This window comes from Streptomyces sp. NPDC040410, from assembly GCF_055595715.1.
This window is the reverse complement of record NZ_JBVIVK010000007.1, coordinates 136434-160761: the sequence shown is the minus strand read 5'-3', so window position 1 is coordinate 160761 and position 24328 is coordinate 136434. Positions and strand designations below refer to the sequence as shown.

Here is a 24328-nt window from a genome sequence, read left to right as displayed (position 1 = left end):
GCGGAGCCGGAACTCATATGCGTCCGGCATGCCGGAGACGGTGCGTTCCCCAACTGTACCGTGCTCAACCATACAGAATTGCCCCCTCCGCTTCTCTCACGGAGGGGGCAATCGCATGAACTCTTGGTAATCGGCATTACCGAGGGTAATAATCGGCCTCGGTCAGCCTCCGGCGACGGCCGGAATGATGGACACGCCCGCACCGTCCGGAGTCGCCGTCTCCAGACCCTGCTCGAACCGCACGTCGTCGTCGTTCACGTACACATTGACGAAGCGGCGCAGCTTGCCCTGGTCGTCCAGGACCCGGGCGGCGATACCGGTGTGGTTCTTCTCCAGGTCGGCGATGACCTCGGCGAGGGTGGCTCCCTCGGCGGTCACCTCTGCCTGGCCACCGGTGTAGGTGCGCAGGATGGTGGGGATGCGGACGTTGACGCTCATGATGCGAGGCCAGCCTCTCGGAAGGAGTCCAGGTTCGGGCGGATGGTCGCGGTCAGGCCGGTGCCTGCCACCGCGTCCAACGTCTTGAGGCCGTCTCCGGTGTTCAGGACGACCGTCGTCAGGGTCGGGTCGAGCACGCCGCTCTCGATCAGCTTCTTCGTGACACCCACGGTCACGCCACCCGCCGTCTCGGCGAAGATGCCCTCGGTCCGGGCGAGCAGCTTGATCGCGTCGACGATCTGCTCGTCGGTCACGTCCTCCACCGCCCCGCCCGTGCGGCGCGCGATGTCGAGGACGTACGGCCCGTCGGCCGGGTTGCCGATGGCCAGTGACTTGGCGATGGTGTTCGGCTTCTGCGGCCGCACGACGTCCTGGCCCGCCTTGTAGGCGACGGACACCGGGGAGCAGCCCTCGGCCTGCGCACCGAAGATCTTGTACGGCTTGTCCTCGACGAGCCCGAGCTTGATCAGCTCCTGCAGCCCCTTGTCGATCTTCGTGAGCTGGGAGCCGGAGGCGATCGGCACGACGAGCTGGTCCGGGAGCCGCCAGCCGAGCTGCTCGCAGATCTCGTACGCCAGGGTCTTGGAACCCTCGGCGTAGTACGGCCGCAGGTTGACGTTGACGAAGCCCCAGCCCTCGCCGGCCGGGTCGCCGATCAGCTCGGAGCAGAAGCGGTTCACGTCGTCGTAGTTGCCGTCGATGCCGACGAGCTCGCCGCCGTACACCGCGGCCATGACGACCTTGCCCTGCTCCAGGTCGTGCGGGATGAACACGCAGGAGCGGAAGCCGGCACGGGCGGCCGCGGCACCCACGGCACCGGCGAGGTTGCCCGTCGAGGAGCAGGAGAGCGTGGTGAAGCCGAAGGCGCGGGCGGCTTCCAGGGCCTGGGCGACGACCCGGTCCTTGAAGGAGTGCGTCGGGTTGCCGGAGTCGTCCTTCACGTACAGCCCGCCGGTCACGCCGAGTTCGCGCGCGAGGTTGTCGGCCTTGACGAGCTGGGTCCAGCCGGGGTTGATGTTGGGCTTGTCGGCCACGTCCGCGGGGACGGGCAGCAGCGGCGCGTAGCGCCAGATGTTCGCGGGTCCCGCCTCGATCTGCTTGCGGAGCTCCTCCGTGTCGTAGGCGGAGAAGTCGTACGCGATCTCGAGCGGGCCGAAACACTCCTCGCACGCGAAGACCGGTCCGAGGGGTACCCGGTGACCGCACTCGCGGCAGGAGAGCGCCGCGGCGGAACCGAGATCGACGGAGTCGGTGGTGCTTGCAACAGTCTGCACAGCCATGTGAGGCGAGGCCCTTTCTCCTCATCTTCCTCACGACGCATCTCGCCGTGAGACGGATTTGGCACCTTCCCTAGCCGGGAGCCTCGCGGAACGATCAACACTGATCTACGAGACCGGCTGGAGGGTTGCCGGGGCTTCATCGGGCCGTATCCCTCTGCCCCTCTGGATGAGCGGTATTCGGTTGTAGGCGCGGGCGGCCACCGACATGCGATGGTCATCAGCGTTGTTCAAGACTGTAACCGAAGGCCAGGACAGTTGAGATAGTCGTCCGAACCGCGAGACGGATCACACGCTGATCACATGCTCGCCGAGAGAACGCAGAGGAGCCGCGCACTGTGCTGGAAGAAGTCGAGCGCTGGCTGAGCACCCGCTCCTGGTCCCTGACCGATCGCCCGCTTCACAAGATTCTCGCTGCCAAGCAGCGTACGGGCCAGTCGGTCTCCGTCGTGCTGCCCGCACTCAACGAGGAGGAGACGGTCGGTGACATAGTCGCCGTGATCCGCCACGACCTGATGCATCAGGTCCCCCTGGTCGACGAGCTGGTCGTCGTCGACTCGGGGTCGACCGACCACACCTCCGAGGTGGCCGCCGCGGCGGGCGCCCGGGTCGTCCACCGCGACGAGATCCTGCCGCACATCCCGCCCGTCCCCGGCAAGGGCGAGGTGCTGTGGCGCTCGCTCCTGGTCACCAGCGGGGACATCGTCTGCTTCATCGACGCGGACCTGAAGGATTTCTCCTCCGACTTCGTCTCGGGGATCGTGGGCCCGCTGCTCACCGACCCCGGTGTCGACCTCGTCAAGGCGATGTACGACCGCCCGCTCGGCGGCGCGGCGGGCCAGGGCGGCCGGGTCACGGAACTGATGGCCCGCCCGCTGCTGAACATGCACTGGCCGCAGCTGGCCGGCTTCGTGCAGCCGCTCGGCGGCGAGTACGCGGCCCGCCGCTCGCTCCTGGAACAGCTCCCCTTCCCGGTCGGATACGGGGTGGAGCTGGGCATGCTGGTGGACGCCCTGCACCTGGTCGGGCTCGACGCCCTGGCGCAGGTCGACGTCGGCGTGCGCAAGCACCGCCACCAGGACGGCCAGGCGCTGGGCCGGATGGCCGCGGCGATCTACCGCACGGCCCAGCTCCGGCTGGCCCGCGGCCATCTCATCCGCCCCTCCCTGACCCAGTTCGAACGGGGTGAGGACGGCTTCGAGCCGCGCACCTACTCCGTGGACACCGAGGAGCGTCCGCCGATGGTGGAGATCGCGGAGTACGCGGCGCGAAGAGTAGCCTGACCGTGCGGGTTTCGGCATATGGCGGGCCGTATACGGCCGCGGGACCGACCGTACGTTTGAGCGTTTCCGGGCCGGGCTAGGTTGAGGCGTATGGCTTCTACGCAGGCTGCTCAGGGTGCCCCGGTTCTCGTCGCGTCCAACCGCGGCCCGGTGTCGTACGAGGTGCGGGAGGACGGCTCGCTGCACGCCAAGCGCGGCGGCGGCGGGCTGGTCTCCGGCCTCTCGGCGATCGGGCCGGACGCGGGCGCGCTGTGGGTGTGCTCCGCTCTCGGTGACGGCGACCGCGAGGCGGTACGGCGCGGGGTCGGTGAGGCAGGGGTGAGGATGCTGGACATCCCGGCCGACGTGCACTCCGACGCGTACAACGGCATCGCCAACTCCGTGCTGTGGTTCGTCCACCACATGCTGTACCAGACGCCGCTGCAGCCGGTCTTCGACGCGGAGTTCCGGCGGCAGTGGGCGTCGTACGAGGCGTACAACCGCGCGTTCGCCGAGGCGCTGGCCGAGGAGGCGGCCGAAGGGGCGGCGGTGGTCGTCCAGGACTACCACCTCACCCTGGTGCCGGGGATGCTGCGCGAGCTGCGCCCCGACCTCCGGATCGGCCACTTCTCCCATACGCCGTGGGCCCCGCCGGAGTACTTCCGGATGCTGCCCGACGACGTCGCCGGACAGGTGCTGCGCGGGATGCTGGGCGCCGACCGGCTCGGCTTCCTCACCCACCGCTGGGCGGACGCGTTCACCGCCTGCGCCACGGAGTTCGCCGGAGGGCTCGGCGAGACCCGGGTCGGCGTGCACGGGCTGGGGGCGGACGCCGACTTCCTGCGGCAGCGGGCGCACGAGGCCGACGTCGGGGAACGGATGAAGGCGCTGCGGGCCGAGATCGGCGCGGGGCCGGACGGGCGTCCCCGCAGGACCGTCGTGCGGGTGGACCGGACCGAGCTGTCGAAGAACATCGTGCGCGGGCTGCTGGCGTACCGGCAGCTCCTCGACGACCACCCCGAGTGGCGCGAACGCGTGGTGCACCTCGCCTTCGCCTACCCCTCCCGGCAGGACCTCGCCGTCTACCGGGACTACACGGCCGAGGTGCAGCGGGTGGCCGAGGAGATCAACTCCCGGTACGGCACACCGGGCTGGACTCCCGTCGTCCTCCATGTGCAGGACGACTTCGCGCGGTCGCTGGGTGCCTACCGGCTGGCGGACGTGGCCCTGGTGAACCCGATCCGGGACGGCATGAACCTGGTGGCGAAAGAGGTACCGGTCGTCTCCGAAGAGGGGTGCGCGCTGGTCCTGTCACGGGAGGCGGGGGCGTACGAGGAGCTGCGGGAGGACGCGATCGTCGTCAACCCGTACGACGTGATGGAGACCGCACGGGCGCTGCACAGCGCGCTGACCATGCCGGAAGGTGAGCGGGCCGAGCGCGCGAAGCGGCTCGCCGCGGCGGCCACCGCGCTGCCTCCGGCGCAGTGGTTCCTGGAGCAGCTGCACGCGCTCGGCGATCAGCCCAGCTGAGCCGCCAGTCGCGCCAGCAGCCGTACGACCTCCTCCGGGCCGTCGACCACCAGGTCCGACCGCTCCCTGAGCTCGGTCACCTCGTCGCTGCCGCTGCACACCAGGACGCCGGGGGTGCCGTCGGAGCGGAGCGTGTCGACGGCGGCGAAGGCGGGCAGGTCACCGAGGTCGTCGCCGGCGTAGAGGACCGAGGCCGCGTCGGTCTCACGGACGTGCTTGAGCAGGGCCACGCCCTTGTCCATGCCGGGCGGGCGGAGTTCGAGGACCATGCGGCCGGGTTCGACGATGAGGCCGTGGCGGGCGGCCAGGTCGGTGAGGGGCTCGCGCAGGGCCTCGAAGGCGGCCTCGGGGTCGGCGGCGCGGCGGGTGTGCACGGCCACGGCCCGGCCCTTCTCCTCGATCCACGTGCCCTGCCCGGCGCCGGTCCCGTCCAGGAGCCCCGGCAGCTCGGCGCGGACGGCGGCGACGCCGGGGTGCGGTGCGGGGGCGGTGACGGTACCCGTGACGGCGTCCCAGCGTTCGGCGCCGTAGTGGCCGAGGACGACGAGGTGCTCCAGACCGGGGACGCCGGCGAAGCCTCCGTGCTCGACGGCGACGGCGGCCGGGCGGCCGGTGATCACGGCCACGGAGGCGACCTTCGGCGCGAGCGCGGCGAGCGCGGGCACGGCGTCGGGGTGGGCGCGGGCCTGCTCGGGGTCGGGGACGATGGGGGCGAGAGTGCCGTCGAAGTCGAGGGCGACGACCGCGCGGTCCGGCTGCGCCAGCAGGGCGGCGAGGCCGTCGCGGCCGGGCTGTGTCGTGGGGTGCGGGTCGGTGGAGTCCGTGTGGCTGCCCATAGGGGGACCCTATCCACGAGGGAGGCGACATCCCAGCCCGTCGTGGGGGTCCCCCGCTCGCGCGAAGCCGAGAGTGGTGGAGTTCGAGGACGAGACGGTTCAGGCCGAAAGCCGGGGTCCGGGGCGGCAGTCCCACCCTGCGACGGCCTCACCGTTCGGACCGACGCGCCTCCCGTACCCGTCTCAGCCTGTTCACCGTCACCGGATCGTGTGCCAGGGCCCGAGGGTCGTCCAGCAGCGCGTTGAGCAGCTGGTAGTAGCGGACCGGGGCCAGGCCCAGTTCTTCCCGTATCGCTCGTTCCTTCGCGCCGGGGCCCGGAAAGCCGCGGCGTTCCAGCGCGAGGATGTCCTGTTCCCTGCGGCCGAGCTGTGCCTGGTCCATGTCCCGCACCGTAGTCCCCGCCACCGACAGCGCGGTACGCCTACTCCGCGCTCTGGGCCGAGGACGCCGTCGCCTGGAGCCGGCTCAGGACGGACGAGGGGCTGCCGCCCGGAGCGACGGCCCCGCCTATCTCCTGCTTGACGTCCGCGCTGACGTCGGCCCAGGAGGTCTTGCCGACCGGGTAGAGCTCGGAGAGCGGGAGTTCCTTCAGGAACGGCCTGAGGTCCCCGTCCTGTTTCGCCGTGCTCATGACTTCCGAGGCCGAGTTGGTGACCGGCAGCAGGTCGTACTCGCGGGAGAAGGCGAGCACGTTCTTCTCGGCGTACACGAAGTCCAGGAAGTCCCCGGACTGCTTGGCGTGACCGTTCTTCCTGAAGGCCATCATCCAGTCGGCGACGCCCATGGCCACCTTGCTCTGTCCGTCCACGCCGGGCATCGGCACCATGCCGACCCGCACGCCCTTCTTGGCGGCGATCTTCATCAGGGAGGGGTGGCCGTTGAGCATCCCGACGTCCCCGTCCGCGAACGCGGCGAACGCGGCGGCCCGGTCGAGCCTGCCGGGCTCGACCGGTCCGGTCAGCCCCTTGCCGACCAGGTCGTTCTTGAGCCAGGTGAAGGTGTCGACGTTCCGGGTGGAGTCGATCTCGTACGTACCGAGCTGGTCGGTGTAGCCGCCCCCGCCGCTGAGCAGCCACTGCATCGTCTCGGCCTGCGCCTCCTCCGGGCCGAGCGGCAGTGCGTACGGGTACTTCACGCCCTGCGCCTTGAGCGTCCCGGCGGCTGCGGCGAGGTCCTCCCAGGTCTTCGGCGGGGTGAGCCCGGCCTCGGCGAAGAGGGCCTTGTTGTAGAAGAGCAGGCGCGTGGAGGACGCGAACGGCATGCCGTACTGCACGTTCTTCACCTCGCCCGCGCCGGCGAGCTGGTGGACGAAGTCGGCCTGTGTGGTGATGGAGAGCAGGTCGTCGGCGGAGTAGAGCAGGCCCTTCGCCGCGTAGTCGGCGTACGCTCCTATCTGCGCCAGGTCGGGGGCGTGCCCGGCGTCGACCATCTCCTTGACCTTGCGGTCGACGTCGTTCCAGGAGTGGACGGTGACGTCGATCTTCACATCGGGATGCTCGGCCTCGTACTCCTCGACGAGTGCGTCCCAGTACCTCTCGGAGCTGTTCGCCGCGGTGTCGCCGTAGTCGGCGGCGACCAGCCTGAGGGTGACCTCGCCGGAGCCGCCGATGCCGCCGGCGAGCCCGCATCCGCCGAGGACCGCCGTGATGCCGAGGGCGGCCACCGCCGCGACCGTTCCTTTGCTGCGACGCTGCACTTCGCTCGCCCCCAACCCTGCCGGAATCCTTCGACAGGCCGAACCATAAGGTCTACACCACCTAGTGGACTAGACCTCTTGCGGGTAAAAGGGTCACACTGTCTCCCGTGAGACATGTCATCGCCCTCGATGTGGGCGGCACCGGGATGAAGGCCGCCCTGGCGGGGCCCGGCGGCGAGCTGCTGCACCAGGCCCGCCGCGCCACCGGGCGCGAGCGCGGACCCGACGCGGTCGTCAGGGCCGTCCTGGACTTCGCCGCCGAGCTCGGCGCGTACGGCGCCGAGCACTTCGGCGCGCCCGCGGCCGCCGCCGGCGTCGCCGTCCCCGGCATCGTCGACGCCGAGCGGGGCATCGCCACCTACGCGGCCAACCTGGGCTGGCTGGACGTACCGCTGCGCGACCTGCTCGCCGAACGGCTCGGCGGCATCCCGGTCGCCCTCGGCCACGACGTGCGCACCGGCGGCCTCGCCGAGGGCCGGATCGGCGCCGGACGGGGCACCGACCGCTTCCTGTTCGTGCCGCTCGGTACCGGCATCGCGGGTGCCATCGGCATCGGCGGCCGGGTGGAGGCGGGCGCCCACGGCTTCGCGGGCGAGATCGGCCACGTCGTCGTACGGCCCGGAGGCACCCCGTGTCCGTGCGGGCAGCGCGGCTGCCTGGAGCGGTACGCGTCCGCGGCGGCGGTGAGCAAGGCGTGGGCCGAGGCTGCCGGGGATCCGGGTGCGGACGCGGAGGACTGCGCCAAGGCCGTCGCGTCCGGTGACCCGGACGCCCTACGCGTGTGGCAGGAGGCGGTCGACGCGCTCGCCGACGGCCTGGTCACCGCGCTCACCCTGCTGGACCCCGGCACGCTCATCATCGGTGGCGGACTGGCCGAGGCGGGGGAAACCTTGTTCACACCGCTGCGGGACGCCGTCCAACAGCGCGTCACCTTCCAGAAGCTGCCGTCCATCGTCCCCGCGGCGCTGGGCGACACGGCTGGATGCCTGGGCGCGGGGCTCATGGCCTGGGATCTCCTGGACAACACGGACCGTACGGAGGTAACCCCCTGATGGCAACCGACCCACGGGCCCGGGGCTGTGACGAGACGCGGCTCCGCCGCGGGGCGCGACCGGCCACGAACGGCCCGCGGCCGAAGGTCCTCACCGGCGCCCGGGTGGTCCTCCCGACGGGAACCGTCCCCAACGGCCAGGTAGTCGTCGACGGCACGAGAATCGCCGGCTCAGCCCCACCCGGCGCCCAGGTGATCGACCTCCGGGGCCACTGGGTGGTGCCCGGCTTCGTCGACATCCACAACCACGGGGGCGGCGGCGCGTCCTTCTCCGGCTCGGCCGACGACGCCCTGACGGCCATCCGCGCGCACCGGCTGCACGGCACCACCACCCTGGTCGCCTCCACCGTCACCGACGACATGGACTTCCTGGTGAGACAGGCCGGGCTCCTGTCCGAACTGGCCGAGCAGGGCGACCTCGCCGGAATCCACTTCGAGGGCCCGTTCATCTCGCCGTGCCGCAAGGGCGCGCACTCCGAGGAACTGCTGCGCGACCCGGACCCGGCGGAGGTCCGCAAGCTGATCGAGGCGGCGCGCGGCCGGGCCAAGATGGTCACGCTCGCCCCCGAACTCCAGGGCGGCATCGACTCCGTACGGCTGCTCGCGGAGCACGGCGTGATCGCGGCGGTCGGGCACACGGACGCGACGTACGAGCGGACCGTGGCGGCGATCGACGCGGGCGCGACCGTCGCGACCCACCTCTTCAACGCGATGCCCGTCCTCGGCCACCGCGCCCCCGGCCCGATCGCGGCCCTCCTGGAGGACGAGCGCGTCACGGTCGAGCTCATCAACGACGGCACGCACCTGCATCCGGCCTCCCTCAAGCTGGCGTTCCATCACGCGGGTGCGGGCCGGGTCGCGTTCATCACGGACGCGATGGACGCGGCCGGCATCGGCGACGGCCGTTACATGCTCGGCCCGCTGGAGGTCGAGGTCAGCGAGGGTGTGGCGCGCCTGGTGGAGGGCGGTTCGATCGCGGGCTCCACCCTCACCCTGGACCGCGCCTTCAAGCGGGCGGTGACGATCGACGGGCTGTCGGTCGAGGACACGGTGACCGCCCTGTCCGCCCATCCGGCCGAGCTCCTCGGGATGTACGACAGGGTGGGCTCCCTGGAACCGGGCAAGGACGCCGACCTGGTGCTCCTGGACGCGGAGTTCGAGCTCAAGGGCGTGATGCGCCGGGGCGAGTGGGTGGTCGATCCCCAACTGGCCTGATCTGTCCGGCTCCACAGGGACGGTGGCCGATCCGCGCACTGGGCGGACCGCCGTCTCTTTGGCATGATCAGGCCTCCGGACAAGACGGCAGGCGTACATCGGGGGAGGTCGGCACAGGTGATCCTCACGGTCACGCTGAACACCGCTCTCGACATCACCTATCGCGTGCCCGCCCTGCGGCCGCACGCATCCCACCGGGTCTCCCAGGTCACCGAACGCCCGGGCGGCAAGGGCCTGAACGTGGCCCGGGTCCTCGCGGCCCTCGGCCACGGGGTGACGGTCACCGGCTTCACGGGCGGCGCCACCGGGCGCGTCGTGCAGGAGCAGCTCACAGCCGTGCCGGGGGTGGTGGACGCGCTGGTCCCGATCGCGGGCGCGACCCGGCGCACGGTCGCCGTCGTGGACCATCGGACCGGCGACACCACCCAGCTCAACGAGCCGGGGCCGACGGTCACTTCGGCGGAGTGGGCCGCCTTCCGGGAGGCGTACGAGGATCTGCTCGCGTCCGTGTCCGCGGTGGCGCTGTGCGGCAGCCTGCCGCCGGGGGTGCCGGTCGGGGCGTACGCCGGGCTGGTACGGGCCGCACGGACCGCCGGAGTCCCGGTCCTGCTCGACACCAGCGGGGAGCCGCTGCGGCGAGGCGTGGCCGCCCGTCCCGACTTCGTGAAGCCGAACGCCGACGAACTGGCCGAACTCACCGGCTCCCACGAGCCGTTGCGCGCCACCCAGGACGCCCGACGCCGTGGCGCCCAGGCAGTCGTGGCCTCACTGGGCGCCGAGGGCCTCCTGGCGGTGACCCCCGACGGCCGCTGGCGCGCCACCCCGCCCGCCCGCGTCCAGGGAAACCCCACGGGCGCCGGCGACTCGGCGGTCGCGGGCCTCCTGTCGGGCCTGTCCGACGGCCTGCCCTGGCCGGACCGCCTGGCCCGCGCGGTCGCCCTGTCCACGGCGAGCGTCCTGACGCCGGTGGCGGGCGAGTTCAGCCACAGCGCGTACGAGGACCTGCTGGGCCGGGTCGCCGTGACGGGGGAGGTCAGCGCGGCGTGACGCGGCCTAGGGCGTGTTTCGAAAGTCCCGTCTGGCCCGCGACGCCTGGCACGGCGCCTCGCCGCGTTGTCGGCATCGCCCGCGTACGCCCAGTACGCGGGCGACCCTCCGCCTTGCGATGCACCGCACCAGACGCCGCGGGCCCCGCCCTTCGGGCGGACGACGCTACTTTCGAAACACGCCCTAGTGCCGCGGGGCAGGCGGGAATTTGACGACAGGGCCTAGGACTTGGAGTCGACCCAGCCCTTGACGATCCACATCTGGTCGAGGAGAGCGTCGCACTGGTTGCCCTGCTCGCACGAGACCTTGATCGTGTTCGTGCCCTTGTTGAGCTGGACGTAGTTGTAGGTCTGCGTCCAGCCCTTCTCGTAGTCGCCCTCGCCGGCGTTCGCCCAGTTCTTCAGCTCGACGCCCGTGTCGGAGGCCGTGCCGTTGACCGTGAGGGTGGCGTTGGCGTCCTTGCCGGGGACGCTGTACCCGACGTACACGGTGTACTTGCCGGCTTTCGGGATCCCGCTGACGTTCCAGGTGACCGAGGCGCCGGTCTGGTTGAAGCCGGTGACGTAGACGCCGCCGTCGGCCTTGGCGCCCTTGACGTCGGACGCGGTGGCGGCGCCGCCGCCGAGCAGCAGGGCCTTCGCGTCGATCGTCGGCAGGTCCTCCTCGGCCGCCGCGCTGTTGCTGTTCGACGGGCTCGGCTGCGTGCTCTGCGAGGTGGTCGGCTTGGTGGACGCCTGGTTGCCGCCGCCCGCGTCGTCGTCCGAGTTGCCGTTCATCATCGCCACGCCGATGCCGATGACGACCGCCGCGACCACCGCGATCGCGCCGATCAGCAGACCCTTGGTGTTGGGGCCGCGGCCGCGGCCGCCTCCGCCGCCGGGCATCGGCTGCTGGGTGGTCGGGGCGCCGCCCGGGAAGGTCTCGGGCGCGGCGTAGTGGGCGTTCGGCTGACCCGGGGCGCCCTGCTGCTGCGGCACGGCCGACTGGCCGTACTGCGCGGTCGGTGCCGTCTGCCCGTACTGCCGCTGGCCGACCGCGCGCACCCGGTTGACGGAGTTCGGGTAGCCGTAGCCTCCGGACGGCGGCTGGGCCCCGTTGGCCTGCCCGTCGGCGTAGAGGTAGCCGAACGGGTCGTCGTCCTCGGGCGAGCTCGCGCCGTTGTTGCCGGACGTCATCCCTTGGTACTCCTCGAACAGGTGCGGGTCGGATGCGATGCGTGTGGTCAGAATGGCGAGCCTACCCGCTCCGGATGGCCCAAACGGGTGACTCGGACCGCATCAGCTCGCTGACCTGGGGATCATCCGGCGCGTCTGTGTTGTTTGGGACGAGATCGTTTCTCTACGTACATCCGTTCGTCGGCTGACTTCAGCACTTCGTCCGCAGTCATCCCGCAATGCGCCCAGCCGATGCCGAAGCTGGCCCCCACCCGCACGGCCCGTCCCTCGGCCCGGATCGGCTGGATGATCTCGTTGCGCAGGCGTACGGCGAGATCCTGGGCGTCGGCCTTGCCGAGCCCGTCGGCGAGGATCACGAACTCGTCGCCGCCGAGCCGGGCCACGGTGTCGCCGTCGCGCACCTGGTTCGACAGCCGCCGGGCGACCTCGACGAGGACCGCGTCACCGGCGTTGTGCCCGAACCGGTCATTGATCGACTTGAAGCCGTCGAGGTCGCAGAAGAGGACCGCGAGCCCCTTGGTGCCGTCGTCGCGCTCGCCCTCGGGGGCGACGGTGTGCACATGGTGGTCGTAGGCGTCGAACGCCTCGACACGCGTCCCGAAGTCGAAGCCGTGGCCGCCCGCCTCGTGGACGGGGTGCCCGTAGGCGGAGTCCAGGGTCTCCAGGACGCCCGGGTGACTGGGGCGCGTACACAGGCGGGAGGACAGACGGGAGCGCAGCTCGGCGGAGTTCGGCAGGCCGGTGAGCGAGTCGTGGGAGGCGCGGTGGGCGAGCTGCAGCTCGCGGCGCTTGCGCTCCTCGATGTCCTCGACGTGGGTGAGCAGGAAGCGGGGACCGTCTGCGGCGTCCGCGACGACGGAGTTGCGCAGGCTCACCCAGACGTACGTGCCGTCCCGGCGGCCGAGCCTGAGTTCCGCGCGCCCGCCCTCGGCGGAGGTCCGCAGAAGCGTGCCTATGTCCTCGGGGTGGACGAGGTCGGAGAAGGAGTAGCGGCGCATCGCGGAGGCGGGTCGGCCCAGCAGCCGGCACAGGGCGTCGTTGGTGCGCAGGATCCGGCCGTGCTCCTCGCCGCCCATCTCGGCGATGGCCATGCCGGAGGGGGCGTACTCGAAGGCCTGCCTGAAGCTTTCCTCACTGGCGCGCAGGGCCTGCTGCTCCCTTTCGAGCCTGAGCAGCGCCCGCTGCATATTCGCGCGTAGACGTGCGTTGCTGATCGCGATGGCGGCCTGGAACGCGTACATCTGGAGCGCTTCGCGCCCCCATGCGCCCGGCCGGCGGCCGTTGCGCGGCCGGTCCACGGACAGCACGCCGATCAGCTCGCCGCCGGAGCCGCCCGGCGAGACGGGTGTGTACATGGGCGCGAAGAGCCGGTCGGAGGGGTGCCACTCGTCCTGGAAGCGGGGCGCGGGGCCGTCGGTGTACCACTGCGGTACGTCGTCGTCGTCGAGGACCCAGCCCTCGGTGTGCGGAATGAAGATCAGGTCGCCCCAGTGCTCACCCATGCTCAGCCGGCGCTCCCAGGACTCGCGGGAGCCGACCCGGCCGGTGATGAGGGCCTCGGCGGCCTGGTTGCCGGAGAAGGCGGCGACCACGAGATCGCCGTCCGCGCGTACGAGGTTGACGCACGCCAGCTCGTACCCGAGGGCGGTGATCACGCCGTCCGCGACTGTCTGCAGTGTGTCCGCGAGGCTGCGGGCGGTGTTCATGTCCGCCATGACCTGGTGCAGCTGTCGCAGGGACGCAAGACGGACGTAGGGTTCCGACTCGGTCTCCATGCTCGCCCTCCCCCCGAGACCTCGCAGCGAATCAAGGGTTCTCTTCGGCGCTTCTTATCGGTGGTGCTCTTGCATCTTCCCCGCCACTGAATCACAGCGCGCTGCCCACTCGGTACACAGGGTCAACAATTAATGCCCCTTGTGACTCAAGTCACAGCGAAACATGAACAATTGAACGGGGTTTCTGCGATTTTTCCTGTGCGTTTTCTGAACGCAAATTTTGGACTGTGAGGAGCCGATGAGGAGATGCCGGGAGATGGCCGCAGAACGTGCGTCGCAGGCTACATCGGCGGTCCTAGGTCCGGTCTCGGCCCGAGGCCCGATGCGGCGCGCGCGGCCCGGACACTAGCGTTTCCGGCGTGCTGAAGACTCCCTCTGCCGCGCTCCCCGCCGCCCCGCCCGCCGCCGCCGGGCATGCTGAGGGGGTGAGCAACGACGAGTTCCGCGCCGCCATGTCCCGGCTGGCCGCGGGGGTGGTCCTGGTGACCGCGCACGAGCCGCCGCTCGACCCCGACGACCCCGGGGCTCCGGGCGGAGAGGACGTCGGCATGACGGCCACGGCGTTCATGTCGGTCTCCCTCGACCCGCCTTTGGTGCTGGTCAGCCTGCGTGAGGGCTCCCGCATGGACGACCTGCTCGACGAGCAGCCCGTGTGGGCCGTCTCCGTCCTCTCCGACGGCCAGCGGCACATCGCCGGCCGCTTCGCGATGAAGGGCCGCATCAGCGACCGGCTGCTGTTCGAGGACATCCCCTACGTACGGGGCGAGGTGTCCGGCGCTCCTCTGGTGGGCGGGGCCCTGGCCACCCTGGAGTGCCACACGGAACAGCGGGTCCCGGCCGGTGACCACACGCTGGTGATCGGCCGCGTGATGACGGCTCGGGTGCCGAGCGCGGACGGCGGGCCGCTGACGTATTTCCGGGGCCGTTACCGGCAGTTGGGGTGACCGGGAATTCCGTGGCCCACCGGTGATCCGTCCGCCTGGTGTTGCCGGCGTGACGAAACCGACCCCCGCCTCGAAGTAATCACCCCCGCAAATCTGGAAACGGCCGTCGGCATCAGGATCCGCCCCGACCAGGAACACGCGGTCGAGCCGGTCGTGACGTCTCTCGCCGAGGCGTACGTCGCCCGGCCCCGTCTGATCGTCGACGGCGAACGGCCCGTCGGCTTCCTCATGGCCCGCGCGGCGGCCACGAAGGCGTCGACGACCGCCCGCTGCCGGCCCGGCCCGGCATCCCGCGCCTCGGTGCCCCGCTTCCGGTGCCGGGCCCGGCCGGCCGGCGGCCGCGCTGCCTCCGGCGACCCGCCCGAGGGTCGTCGCGATCTCCTCGTACGGCACGGCGAACAGGTCGTGCAGCACCGCCGGCCGCTCCGCGGGGCTCAGCGTCTCCAGGGCGACCAGCAGCGCGACGCCCACCGAGTCGGCGGGCAGCGCGTCCAGCTCGGGGCCGGCGGCCGCGGACGGCGCGGGTGGCTTGGCGCCCAGGGGCTCCTCGGCGCGGCTCCCGCGGCAGCCTCGGCCGTCACCCGTCGTCGCGGCCGGTCGGCGACCGCCTGACGGCTCCCGCGCCGGGGGTGTGACAGAAGACGAGCCCTGGACGTGACAGAAGACGATGAAACGGGTTATCCCCAGTCCCGCCCGGACCGTCCCCGCTTGGTGTCCGAGCGCTGCTTCTTCTCCCGCAGCCGGCGCTCGTTGATGCCGCGGGGGATCCGCGTCGGCTTGCGCGGCTTGGGCGGCGGGGCGGTCGCCTCGGCGAGCAGGGCGGCCAGGCGCACGGCGGCGGTCTCACGGTTGCGCCACTGGGAGCGGTGCTCGGAGGCGCGGACGGTGACGACCCCGTCGGCCAGACGCCCGGCGAGCCGCTCCAGCGCCCGCTGCTTCCACACCTCGGGCAGCGCGTCGGTCTTCGCGAGGTCGAAGCGCAGTTCCACCTGCGAGTCGCTGGTGTTGACGTGCTGCCCGCCGGGCCCGGACGACCGCGAGAAACGCCACATGAGCTCGGCCTCGGGGAGCGAGACGGAGCCGCGGACGATGTAGGGACCGGACATGACGTCCATGTTCGCGGCACTGTCCGGTTCACGTCACCCGGTTTTTCCCGGCCGCACCGCCGTACGGGTGCGTCCGGGTAAAGAAAGTAAAGACACCTGGAACCTCACATACCCCTCTCGGCGTTCATAGGGGTAGCTGTAGCTTCTTGCCGTACGTAAACGAAGGAAGGGACTCCCAACAATGGCTGTAAGCCTGTCCAAGGGTGGCAACGTCTCGCTCACCAAGGAGGCTCCGGGCCTGACCGCCGTCACCGTGGGTCTCGGCTGGGACGTCCGCACCACCACCGGCACGGACTTCGACCTCGACGCGTCCGCGATCGCGGTCAACGGACAGGGCAAGGTCTACTCCGACGCCCACTTCGTCTTCTTCAACAACAAGCAGACCCCGGACAACACGATCGTCCACACCGGTGACAACCGCACCGGTGAGGGCGCGGGCGACGACGAGGCGATCAACGTCAACCTGGCGGCCCTCCCGGCCGACATCGACAAGATCGTCTTCCCGGTCTCCATCTACGACGCCGAGAACCGCTCGCAGAACTTCGGCCAGGTCCGCAACGCCTACATCCGCATCCTCAACCAGGCCGGCGGCGCGGAGATCGCCCGCTACGACCTGTCGGAGGACGCGGCCACGGAGACGGCGATGGTCTTCGGCGAGCTGTACCGCAACGGCGCCGAGTGGAAGTTCCGCGCGGTCGGCCAGGGCTACGCCTCGGGCCTGGTGGGCATCGCCCAGGACTTCGGCGTCAACGTCTGACGGACCAGCCCGGCACCTCGGCGAAGCCCCCAGCCACCAGAGGGCCGGGGGCTTCGCCGTGCCCCGCGATAGGTTGCCCCGCGTGATCATCGAGACGCTGCGCCTCACCCCCGACCACGACATCCCGGCCGCCCTGCTCACCGAACTCACCGCGCTCTACGCCTCCCACCGCGAGTTCCACGCCCTCAGCGGCGACTTCCCCGACCCGGACGACATCCGCCCGGAGCAGGTGGCGGCCGCGCTGGCCGACGAGCTGTCCCACCCGGACGCTGAGGTGCTGCTCGCCCGCAGTGGAGGACGGCTGGTCGGGACCGCGATCACCCTCGCGCACCACCCCGACCCGGCGGACCCGGACCCGTGGATCGGCCTGCTGTTGGTGGACGCGGAGGTCCAACGCCAGGGCTACGGAACGCAGTTGGCATCCCTTGTGGAGGACCGCTTCCGTGCGGCGGGCCGCACAGCCGTACGCCTCGCCGTCCTCGACACCAACCGCAAGGGCCTCGCCTTCTGGACCGCCCTCGGCTACGAGGTGGTCGCACGCCGCCCGGACCGCCGCCTCGGCCGCCCCTGCACGGTCCTGCGCAAGGGGCTGCGCACCCCGCGGCGCGCGGCCCGTGTCGCCGTGGTCGACCCCGACGGCTCGGTCTTCCTCTTCCGCTACGACAACGCCGAGGCCGGCGTGCACTGGGCCTTGCCCGGCGGCGGCCTCGAAGAGAACGAGGGCCCGCGCGAGGGCGCCCTGCGCGAACTGCGCGAGGAGACCGGCTGGACGGACCTGTCCCCGGGCCCCCTGCTGTGCACGTGGGAGCACGACTTCACCCTCCCCCACTCTCGGCTTCGCGCGAGCGGGGGGACCCCCATCGGCATCCCCGTCCGGCAGCACGAGTACATCTACGTCACCCGCGGCCCCCGCCGCGAACCCACCGGCCCGAACCTGGCCGCCGTGCACGCCGAGGACGGCATCCTCACCTGGCGCTGGTGGACCCGGGAGGAACTCGCCGAGGAACCGGAACCGGTGTGGCCGCCGGAACTGGCCCGACTGCTGGACGAGTCGGACCGGAACGGCCCGACGTGGAGTGGATGACCCTGGCCGGTACGGGCGCCGGTGCGGCGGTCGCTGTCGGTGCGACCCAGCTCGCCGGCCGTACGCGCCGTCGCCGGATTCGGCGGACCGGGCGCGCCAGAGCCTGTGTCACATCCCCGGCCGGGCGCCCGCCGCCCGGCACGCACGCTCGCGGCGTGGCCCGCGACGCGCTGCGGGACGATCTCGAACGGCGTCCGTGACGCGTACACGGCGGCTCACGCCTGTGGCTCACCCACTCGCCGGCTTTCCGGCCCCGTACAGCCAGTCCTTCCAGATCCGGCCGAATTCCTTGTCCGGCACCTTCTTCTCCACGTACGCGGTGAAGTCGGCGGTGGACGCGTTGCCGTGGCGGTGGGCGGCGGCCCAGCCCTGGAGGATGTCGTAGAAGGTGTCATCGCCGACCGTCTGCCGGATCTTGTGGAGCACCATCGCGCCGCGGTCGTAGACGGAGCTGTCGGAGATGTGCGCTGCGCCGGCCGGCCTGGCGGGCGGGAAGGCCCAGAGGGCCTCGTTCGCCTCGGCGTCGTCGTAATGGTCGCCCTTGTAGAGGGACTTGAAGATCTCGTCGGCCGTGTCGCCGCCGTGGTCCTCCTGCCACAGCCATTCCGCGTACGTGGCGAAGCCCTCGTTCAGCCACATGTCCCGCCAGGTCTTCGGTGTGACCGAGTCGCCGTACCACTGGTGGGCGAGTTCGTGGACGAGGGTCCCGGTGTCGGGGGTGCCCGGGAAGACCGGCCGGTTCTGGGTCTCCAGGGCGTAGCCGAGGCCGTCCGCCCGGTCGACGATCGCGCCGGTGGAGCTGAAGGGGTACGGGCCGAAGTTGTCCTCCGCCCACTCCATGACCTCGGGGATCCTGGCGAGCACGCCCCGGCTCTCCTTCGCCAGGGCCGGGTCCACCGCGACGTACACGGGCAGGCCCCCGTCGCCCGTGCCGGCCCGGCTGATCTCGAACCTGCCGACGGCGACCGTGGCGGCGTAGCTCGCCATGGGCTCGGCGGTGTGCCAGGTGAAGGTCGTACGGCCGCGGGAGGCCGACTGTCCGGTCGGCTCCCCGTTGGACACGGCCTGCAGACCCTCGGGCACGGTGACGGCGATGTCGTACGACGCCTTGTCGGAGGGGTGGTGGTTGCCGGGGAACCAGGTCATGGATCCGGTGGGCTCGCCGAGGGCCAGCGCGCCGTCCTCCGTGCGCAGCCAGCCCTCCCGGGAACCGTCCGGGTCGGTGATCGTCCCGGGGGTGCCGGAGTAGCGGACGGTGACGCGGAACGTCTCGTCCTCGCCGAGGTTGCCGTGCGGGCGGACGGTCAGCTCCTGCCCGCTGCGGTTCCACCGGGCCCGTCTGCCCTCGACGGTGACCTGCTCGACGTCCAGGCCTTCGAGGTCGAGGTCGAAGGCGGTGAGGTCCCGGGTGGCGCGGGCGGTGAGCGCCGCAGTGCCGGTGAGGTGGTTCCGGCCGGGGGCGTAGGCGAGTTTCAGGTCGTAGTGCGTGACGTCGTAGCCGCCGTTGCCCGCCTTCGGGAAGTACGGGTCGCGCACGCCGGAGCCGCCCGGGGTGCCGCTCGCTCCGGCGGCCCCGCCGCACGCGGTCAGGGCGAGCGCCAGGAGCAGCGACGCGGCGGAGGCGGCCGAGGCTGGGACAACTGGCGCGGATCGGGACACATCAGTGATCCTAGTGCCGCGTCAGCCGAGGCTTGCCCGCCAAGCAGCAGCGTCCGGGGCGTGCTCTCGGCGTGCCGGCCGGAGGTCCTCGTACCGGACGTACTCGGGCTGGACGTACTCGGGCTGGACGTACTCGGGCTTTCGGCCGGTGCGGCGAGTGGGGGCACCTCCCACGCCCTTGGGGCAGTGGGGGAACGTGCCGGGCGTCGCGACGGGGCGAACCTTGGCCGACGCGGCGCCGGGCGGGCGTGACACCATCACCCACGTGCTCGACATCGGCTACGCCCTCTCCACCCGCTTCCCGGACCCTCCGCAGACGGACTACCGTCGCGCGGACGTCCACGCGCTGCGGCACGACCTGTTCTGCGGTGACGTCTACCTCGCCGACACCAAGGCGGACCGGGAACTGTCCACAGCCTGGGGATGGGTACCGGTGCTCGACTTCGCGTGGGCCCTGTGCGACATCGTGGAACGCCTGGACCGCGACCCGGCGGGCTCCCGCGCCGCCCGCCCCCAGCACGCGGAACTCGACTTCACCGAGTCCACCGACCGCATGCTCTTCGAGCGCCGCTTCGGCTGGGTGGACATCGAGGCCGACTGGATGCCGGCCGAGGAACCACCCCTGACCTTCTCCCACACCGAACTCCGCCGCGAGGCCCGCGACTTCCTGCACGACCTGCTGGCCGACCTGACCGACCTGCACGACGACCTGGGCGAGAACCCGGCGATATGGACACTGCAGGCCCGGTTTCCCCGGGTGAGGTGAGCTGAGCCCGCGCGGGCCTCCCCCTCCTACGCCTCCACCCGAATCCCCATCTCCGCCGCCAGGACCGGTGCCAGATCCAGCAGTTGCCCGGTACTGATCACCGCTCCCGCCAGCCGGTCCACACCCCTGGTGATCTCCAGCGAAGCGGCTCCGCGCAGGTCGACGTCCGTCAGGGTCGCGCCGCCCAGGTCCGCGCCCGTGAGTGCGCAGTCGACGAACTCGACGCGCTCCAGACGGGCGCCCCCGAAGTCCGGCTCGACCAGGACGCAGTTCTCGAACACGACGTCTCTGAGACGGGCCGCGCGCAGGTTCAGGTAGTCGATCTTGCCGCCGCGGATCCACACCCGTTCCAGCACGGCGCCGTGCAGCTGCACCCCGCCGAGGCGTGCGTCGACCAGTTCGACGTCGCGCAGGGTCGCCTCGGCAAGGTCGGTGCCGACACCCCGTATGCCGGTGAGGACCGAGTCGAGCAGCCGTGCGTGGTGCAGCGACGTCTCGTCCAGCGCGCACTCCGTCAGCGCGCAGTCCATGAACCGGGCGCCCCCGCCGTTCTGCCCGGCGAGATCCGCCTCCCGGAACTCCAGCCCGTCATAGTCCCCGTCGGGCTCCAACTCCCCTCCGCCGTACGGCTCCAGTGGCGGCAGCCGCAGCTCCGGCCGCCGCGCGCCCTTCACACCGGCTCCGTCGGTCCCACCCGTCGCTCTCCTCGCCATGCGCCCATCCTGCACCCCGCCACTGACAATCCACCTGACCTGCGAAAACCCGCCCCATGTCACATTCCGGGCCCCTCGACCAGTCGTACTCACCGAAAGGCGACCCCAACGCGAGGGAGATCCCCAGCCATGCACCGCATCACCGTCATCGGCGGCGGCCTCACCGGACTCACCGCGGCCGTCACCGCCGCCGAGGCGGGCGCCAAGGTCACCGTGTTCGAAGCCCACCACACCCTCGGCGGGCGCGCACGGACCGCCGAGGGCCCGTACCGGACGAACGAGGGACCGCACGCCCTCTACAACGGCGGCCCGCACTGGGCCTGGCTCCGGCAGCGCGACCTCCTCGGACCGCTCGCCCCCGTCCCGCCCCTGGAAGCGGCCCGGCTGCATCTGCGCCACCAGGGCGTACTGCGCCGCACCCCGCCCTTCGCGATGCTCAAGCTGCTGCGCCGCAGCGCCCGCCAGGCGCCCGAAGACGTCGACTTCCTGACCTGGGCCACCCAGCAGGCGGGAGGGGAAGGCGCCCGCGCCGCCGCCCACTACTCCGCCGTCGCCCTCTTCCACCACGACCCGGGCGCGCTGTCCGCCGCGTTCGTCCAGGAGCGTCTGCGCCGCGCCACCAGGCTCCCGCCCGAGGCCCACTACCCGCGCGGCGGCTGGGGCACCGTCATCGACCGGATGGCCGCCAGGGCATGGAATCTGGGCGTGCGGATCGAGACCCTCTCCCGCGTCGACACGCTCCCGGCCGACGCCCCCGTCGTCGTCGCCACCTCCCTCGACGCCGCCCGCCGCCTCCTCAAGGACGACTCGCTGACCTGGACCAGCGGCCGTACGGTCCTCGTCGACCTGGCCGTGCGCACCCGGCGCGGTGACGCGTTCGCCGTCTCCGATCTCGACTCTCCCGGCTGGATCGAGCGGTTCACGGCACAGGACCGCACCCTCGCCCCCGCCGGCGAGCAGCTCGTCCAGGGGCAGATCCCCATCGCCCCGCACGAGTCGAAGGCCGACGGGACCGCCCGCGCCGAAGAGCTCCTCGACCTCGCCTTCGACGGCTGGCGCTCCCGCGTCACCTGGCGGCGCGAGGCCGTCGCGAACGGCCGGACCGGCGCCGTCGACCTGCCCGGCACCAGCTGGCGCGACCGGCCCGCCGTCGACCGCGGCGACGGCGTCTACCTCGCGGGCGACCAGGTCGCCGCCCCGGGTGTGCTGTCCGAGGTCTCCTTCAACAGCGCCCTCACCGCGGTGTCGCTGGCGCTGGGCCGCCACTCCCTTGACCTCAAGCACGCTTGAGGTTGAAGAGTGGGCCCCTACCGGACGTCACCAAGGGAGCCCGCCATGCACGCCATCCGCCTGCACGCCTTCGGCCCGGCCGAGAACCTGACCTACGAGGAGGTCGAGGCTCCCCTCCCGGGCCCGGGCCAGGTCCGTATCGCCGTCGAGGCCGCGGGCGTACATCTCCTGGACACGGCCCTGCGCGAGGGCGAGCAGGGCCCGCTGCCCGAGCCGCCGGCCCTGCCCACCGTCCCGGGCCGTGAGGTCGCCGGCACGGTCGAGTCGCTCGGCGAGGGCGTGGCCGGGCTGTGGCTCGGCAAAAGGGTGGTGGCACACCTCGGCCTGGCCCCGGGCGGCTACGCCGAGCTGGCCGTCACCGACGTCGACCGCGTCCACGAGACACCGCGGAACCTCGACGCCGGACAGGCCGTCGCCATGATCGGCACGGGCCGTACGGCGATGGGGATCGTGCAGTTCGCCGATCTCGGCCCCGGCTCGGTCGCCGTGATCCCGGCGGCGGCCGGCGGCATCGGCACGCTGCTCGTGCAGTACGCCAAGAACGCCGGCGCCACGGTCGTCGGCCTGGCGGGCGGACCGGAGAAGACGGCCCGCGTCGAAGCGGGCGGCGCCGACCTCGCCGTCGACTACAAGGACCCCGCCTGGCCGGACAAGGTCCGCGCGCACCTCGGCGGGCGGCCCGCCACCGTCGTCTTCGACGGCGTCGGCGGCGCCGTGGCCCGCGAGGCCGTCGCGCTGCTGGGACCCGACGGCAGGCACATCGTCTTCGGCTGGTCGGCCGAGGGGATCCGGGCCGGCAGCGGCTACTTCGTCGAGGGCGTGTCGGAGTCCGTCCTCGGCCCGGTGATGCTGCGGAAGACCGGCGGGCCCAACCCGCTACGCACCCTCGAGCTGCGCGCCCTCTCCGAGGCTGCCGCGGGCCGGCTGACACCGGCCGTGCAGCGCTTCCCGCTCGCCGAGGCGGCGGCCGCGCACCGAGCGCTCGAAACACGCGGAACGACCGGAAAGGTGGTACTGGAGCCATGACCAGGCACAGGGCGGCAGGGGATGCGGGGCATCCCGATCCGTGGTCTTCTGGCCGGGTGAGTGTCACCCGAACAGGTGAACCCGCTCCCGAGAACGCCGACCCCCGCCGCTGGTGGGGCCTGGTGATCATCGCCCTCGCGCAGCTGATGGTGGTCCTCGACGCGACCATCGTGAACATCGCGCTGCCCTCCGCCCAGCAGGACCTCGGGATCTCGGACGGCAACCGCCAGTGGGTGATCACCGCGTACACCCTGGCCTTCGGCGGCCTGCTCCTGCTCGGCGGCCGGATAGCCGACCTGGTGGGCCGCAAGCGCACCTTCGTCATCGGCCTCGTCGGCTTCGCCGCCGCCTCCGCGCTCGGCGGCGCGGCCACCGGCTCGGGCATGCTCTTCGGGGCGCGCGCCCTCCAGGGCGCCTTCGCCGCCGTACTGGCCCCGTCCGCCCTGTCGCTGCTGACCACCACCTTCACCGACCCCAAGGAACGCGGCAAGGCGTTCGGCATCTACGGCGCCCTCGCGGGCAGCGGATCGGCGATCGGCTTCATCGTCGGAGGGCTGCTCACCGAGTACCTGAACTGGCGCTGGTGCCTGTACGTCAACGTGCCCATCGCGGCCATCGCCTTCTTCGGCGCCCTCGCCCTGGTCCACGACCAGCCCGGCCACCCGGGCGCCCGCCTCGACGTGCCCGGCGCCGTGCTGGGCTGCGGCGGCCTCGTCGCGATCGTCTACGGCTTCAGCGAGGCCCAGCCACGCGGCTGGACGGACCCGCTGGTGCTGGCCCTGTTCGCGGCCGGGGTCGTCCTTCTCGTGGTGTTCGTGTGGTGGCAGTCCAGGGCGCCGATGCCGCTGCTGCCGCTCCACATCGTCAAGGACCGCAACCGGGCCGGCTGCTTCCTGACCATGGGGCTCGCCATCATCGGCATGTTCGGCCTGTTCCTGTTCATGACCTACTACCTGCAGGTCATCCTCGAGTACTCGCCGCTGAAGACCGGGCTCGCCTTCCTCCCCCTCACCGCGGCGATCATCATCGGCTCCACCCAGATCTCGGCCCGGCTGATGAGCCGCGTGCCGCCGCGCACGCTGATGGTCCCCGGCATGATCCTGGCCGCCGGCGGCATGGTGATCCTCACGCAGATGACCGTGGACAGCGCGTACGCGACGGAGATCCTTCCCGCGCTGCTCCTGATGGGCCTGGGCATGGGCCTGACCTTCATGCCGGTGTTCGCCACCGCGACCGCGGGCGTCGCCCCGCAGGACTCCGGCGTGACGTCCGCGACCGTCAACACCTCGCAGCAGGTGGGAGGTTCCATCGGCACGGCCCTGCTCAACACGATCGCCACGACCAGCAGCACCGCCTACATCGCCGCCCACCTCGGCGACCCCGCACAGCAGGCACAGGTCACCCGGGAGGGCATCGTCCACGGCTACACGGTCGCCATCTGGTGGGCTGCCGGCATCATGCTGCTGGCCGGCCTGATCGCGGGCCTGATGGTGACGGCGAAGCCCCCGAAACACGGCGCCCCGGCGGGCACGCCGGTGCCGGAGTCGGTGGCCTGAGAACGCGGGGAGGGGCCTCAGCGGACCGCGGAGCCCCTCCCCGCCCCCCGAACGGTCTCAGCGCCTGCCCGCCACCCGGTCCGCCCACCGTGCCAGCCGCGACGACTCGGCGCTGTGCGTCGCC

The 24328-nt window shown here is 71.7% G+C and carries 23 protein-coding genes and 1 riboswitch; of the genes, 13 read left to right on the top strand and 10 right to left on the bottom strand.

Annotated elements, in window-relative coordinates:
- Positions 1 to 162: 162 nt before the first annotated feature.
- Both ACZ562_RS17060 and thrC read right to left on the bottom strand, forming a co-directional pair.
- Positions 163 to 438, bottom strand: a complete 276-nt coding sequence (locus ACZ562_RS17060; RefSeq protein ID WP_128381122.1) for a MoaD/ThiS family protein — start codon at positions 436 to 438, stop codon at positions 163 to 165.
- Positions 435 to 1718, bottom strand: coding sequence for a threonine synthase (gene thrC, locus ACZ562_RS17055; protein WP_471179229.1), 1284 nt, complete (start codon positions 1716 to 1718; stop codon positions 435 to 437). The genes ACZ562_RS17060 and thrC overlap by 4 nt, the downstream gene beginning before the upstream one ends.
- A gap of 18 nt (positions 1719 to 1736) precedes the next feature.
- Positions 1737 to 1891, bottom strand: a riboswitch (SAM riboswitch).
- 162 nt (positions 1892 to 2053) lie between these two features.
- Between thrC and ACZ562_RS17050 the strand changes: the two genes are divergently transcribed.
- Together ACZ562_RS17050 and ACZ562_RS17045 are read left to right on the top strand one after the other, a co-directional pair.
- On the top strand, positions 2054 to 2998 hold the full coding sequence (locus ACZ562_RS17050) for a glucosyl-3-phosphoglycerate synthase (protein ID WP_471179227.1): 945 nt from the start codon (positions 2054 to 2056) through the stop codon (positions 2996 to 2998).
- A gap of 90 nt (positions 2999 to 3088) precedes the next feature.
- Positions 3089 to 4507 (top strand): alpha,alpha-trehalose-phosphate synthase (UDP-forming), encoded by a 1419-nt coding sequence (locus ACZ562_RS17045; protein WP_471179225.1) that lies wholly within the window; start codon positions 3089 to 3091, stop codon positions 4505 to 4507.
- On the opposite strand, the gene otsB is transcribed toward ACZ562_RS17045, so the two are convergent.
- The 3 genes from otsB to ACZ562_RS17030 all read right to left on the bottom strand — a co-directional run bounded on the left by otsB (position 4495) and on the right by ACZ562_RS17030 (position 7040).
- Positions 4495 to 5343, bottom strand: coding sequence for a trehalose-phosphatase (otsB, locus tag ACZ562_RS17040; RefSeq protein ID WP_471179222.1), 849 nt, complete (start codon positions 5341 to 5343; stop codon positions 4495 to 4497). The two genes, ACZ562_RS17045 and otsB, sit on opposite strands and share 13 nt — an antisense overlap.
- A gap of 148 nt (positions 5344 to 5491) precedes the next feature.
- The gene (locus tag ACZ562_RS17035; protein WP_471179220.1) at positions 5492 to 5725 is read right to left on the bottom strand and encodes a DUF3263 domain-containing protein; all 234 of its coding nucleotides are present in this window, start codon (positions 5723 to 5725) and stop codon (positions 5492 to 5494) included.
- Positions 5726 to 5765: 40 nt separating this feature from the next.
- Positions 5766 to 7040, bottom strand: a complete 1275-nt coding sequence (locus ACZ562_RS17030) for an ABC transporter substrate-binding protein (RefSeq protein WP_471179217.1) — start codon at positions 7038 to 7040, stop codon at positions 5766 to 5768.
- 107 nt (positions 7041 to 7147) lie between these two features.
- Between ACZ562_RS17030 and ACZ562_RS17025 the strand changes: the two genes are divergently transcribed.
- The 3 genes from ACZ562_RS17025 (at position 7148) to ACZ562_RS17015 (ending at position 10353) form a co-directional block, all read left to right on the top strand.
- Positions 7148 to 8092 carry an ROK family protein gene (locus ACZ562_RS17025; RefSeq protein ID WP_471179215.1) on the top strand — a complete coding sequence of 315 codons (945 nt, stop codon included), beginning with the start codon at positions 7148 to 7150 and terminating at the stop codon, positions 8090 to 8092.
- Positions 8092 to 9306 carry an N-acetylglucosamine-6-phosphate deacetylase gene (gene nagA / locus ACZ562_RS17020; protein WP_471179213.1) on the top strand — a complete coding sequence of 405 codons (1215 nt, stop codon included), beginning with the start codon at positions 8092 to 8094 and terminating at the stop codon, positions 9304 to 9306. Before ACZ562_RS17025 ends, nagA begins: the two co-directional genes overlap by 1 nt.
- Positions 9307 to 9423: 117 nt before the next feature.
- Positions 9424 to 10353: a 1-phosphofructokinase family hexose kinase gene (locus tag ACZ562_RS17015; protein ID WP_471179211.1), complete on the top strand. Its 930-nt coding sequence runs from the start codon at positions 9424 to 9426 to the stop codon at positions 10351 to 10353.
- A 221-nt stretch (positions 10354 to 10574) separates the two neighbouring features.
- On the opposite strand, the gene ACZ562_RS17010 is transcribed toward ACZ562_RS17015, so the two are convergent.
- Together ACZ562_RS17010 and cdgB are read right to left on the bottom strand one after the other, a co-directional pair.
- Positions 10575 to 11528, bottom strand: coding sequence for a CBM35 domain-containing protein (locus ACZ562_RS17010; protein WP_471179209.1), 954 nt, complete (start codon positions 11526 to 11528; stop codon positions 10575 to 10577).
- A gap of 122 nt (positions 11529 to 11650) precedes the next feature.
- The gene (gene cdgB, locus ACZ562_RS17005) at positions 11651 to 13303 is read right to left on the bottom strand and encodes a diguanylate cyclase CdgB (protein WP_471179207.1); all 1653 of its coding nucleotides are present in this window, start codon (positions 13301 to 13303) and stop codon (positions 11651 to 11653) included.
- A 359-nt stretch (positions 13304 to 13662) separates the two neighbouring features.
- On the opposite strand from cdgB, the gene ACZ562_RS17000 reads away from it, so the two are divergent.
- Positions 13663 to 14247 (top strand): flavin reductase family protein, encoded by a 585-nt coding sequence (locus tag ACZ562_RS17000; RefSeq protein WP_471179205.1) that lies wholly within the window; start codon positions 13663 to 13665, stop codon positions 14245 to 14247.
- Between the two features lie 6 nt (positions 14248 to 14253).
- Positions 14254 to 14859: a hypothetical protein gene (locus tag ACZ562_RS16995; protein ID WP_471179628.1), complete on the top strand. Its 606-nt coding sequence runs from the start codon at positions 14254 to 14256 to the stop codon at positions 14857 to 14859.
- Positions 14860 to 14924: 65 nt separating this feature from the next.
- On the opposite strand, the gene arfB is transcribed toward ACZ562_RS16995, so the two are convergent.
- A complete protein-coding gene (gene arfB, locus ACZ562_RS16990; RefSeq protein WP_471179202.1) occupies positions 14925 to 15362 on the bottom strand; it encodes an alternative ribosome rescue aminoacyl-tRNA hydrolase ArfB in 438 nt (145 codons plus the stop codon).
- A 172-nt stretch (positions 15363 to 15534) separates the two neighbouring features.
- Here arfB and ACZ562_RS16985 point away from each other — a divergent pair, with 172 nt between their 5' ends.
- Entirely contained in the window at positions 15535 to 16110 is a 576-nt protein-coding gene (locus tag ACZ562_RS16985; RefSeq protein ID WP_471179200.1) for a TerD family protein, read from the top strand.
- Between the two features lie 82 nt (positions 16111 to 16192).
- Positions 16193 to 17194, top strand: coding sequence for a bifunctional GNAT family N-acetyltransferase/NUDIX hydrolase (locus ACZ562_RS16980; protein ID WP_471179197.1), 1002 nt, complete (start codon positions 16193 to 16195; stop codon positions 17192 to 17194).
- 228 nt (positions 17195 to 17422) lie between these two features.
- On the opposite strand, the gene ACZ562_RS16975 is transcribed toward ACZ562_RS16980, so the two are convergent.
- Positions 17423 to 18853: a M1 family metallopeptidase gene (locus ACZ562_RS16975; protein ID WP_471179195.1), complete on the bottom strand. Its 1431-nt coding sequence runs from the start codon at positions 18851 to 18853 to the stop codon at positions 17423 to 17425.
- Positions 18854 to 19118: 265 nt separating this feature from the next.
- On the opposite strand from ACZ562_RS16975, the gene ACZ562_RS16970 reads away from it, so the two are divergent.
- The gene (locus tag ACZ562_RS16970; protein ID WP_471179625.1) at positions 19119 to 19619 is read left to right on the top strand and encodes a hypothetical protein; all 501 of its coding nucleotides are present in this window, start codon (positions 19119 to 19121) and stop codon (positions 19617 to 19619) included.
- A 26-nt stretch (positions 19620 to 19645) separates the two neighbouring features.
- Here the strand turns inward: ACZ562_RS16970 and ACZ562_RS16965 are convergent, their stop codons facing one another.
- Complete coding sequence (locus tag ACZ562_RS16965; RefSeq protein WP_471179192.1) at positions 19646 to 20332, bottom strand: pentapeptide repeat-containing protein; 687 nt, start codon at positions 20330 to 20332, stop codon at positions 19646 to 19648.
- 129 nt (positions 20333 to 20461) lie between these two features.
- On the opposite strand from ACZ562_RS16965, the gene ACZ562_RS16960 reads away from it, so the two are divergent.
- Genes ACZ562_RS16960 through ACZ562_RS16950 form a run of 3 tightly spaced genes read left to right on the top strand, consistent with a single transcriptional unit; the run spans position 20462 to position 24204 of the window.
- Positions 20462 to 21622, top strand: a complete 1161-nt coding sequence (locus ACZ562_RS16960) for an NAD(P)-binding protein (RefSeq protein ID WP_471179190.1) — start codon at positions 20462 to 20464, stop codon at positions 21620 to 21622.
- A gap of 45 nt (positions 21623 to 21667) precedes the next feature.
- The gene (locus ACZ562_RS16955) at positions 21668 to 22648 is read left to right on the top strand and encodes a zinc-binding dehydrogenase (RefSeq protein ID WP_471179187.1); all 981 of its coding nucleotides are present in this window, start codon (positions 21668 to 21670) and stop codon (positions 22646 to 22648) included.
- A gap of 56 nt (positions 22649 to 22704) precedes the next feature.
- A complete protein-coding gene (locus ACZ562_RS16950; protein WP_471179185.1) occupies positions 22705 to 24204 on the top strand; it encodes an MFS transporter in 1500 nt (499 codons plus the stop codon).
- Positions 24205 to 24328: the final 124 nt, after the last annotated feature.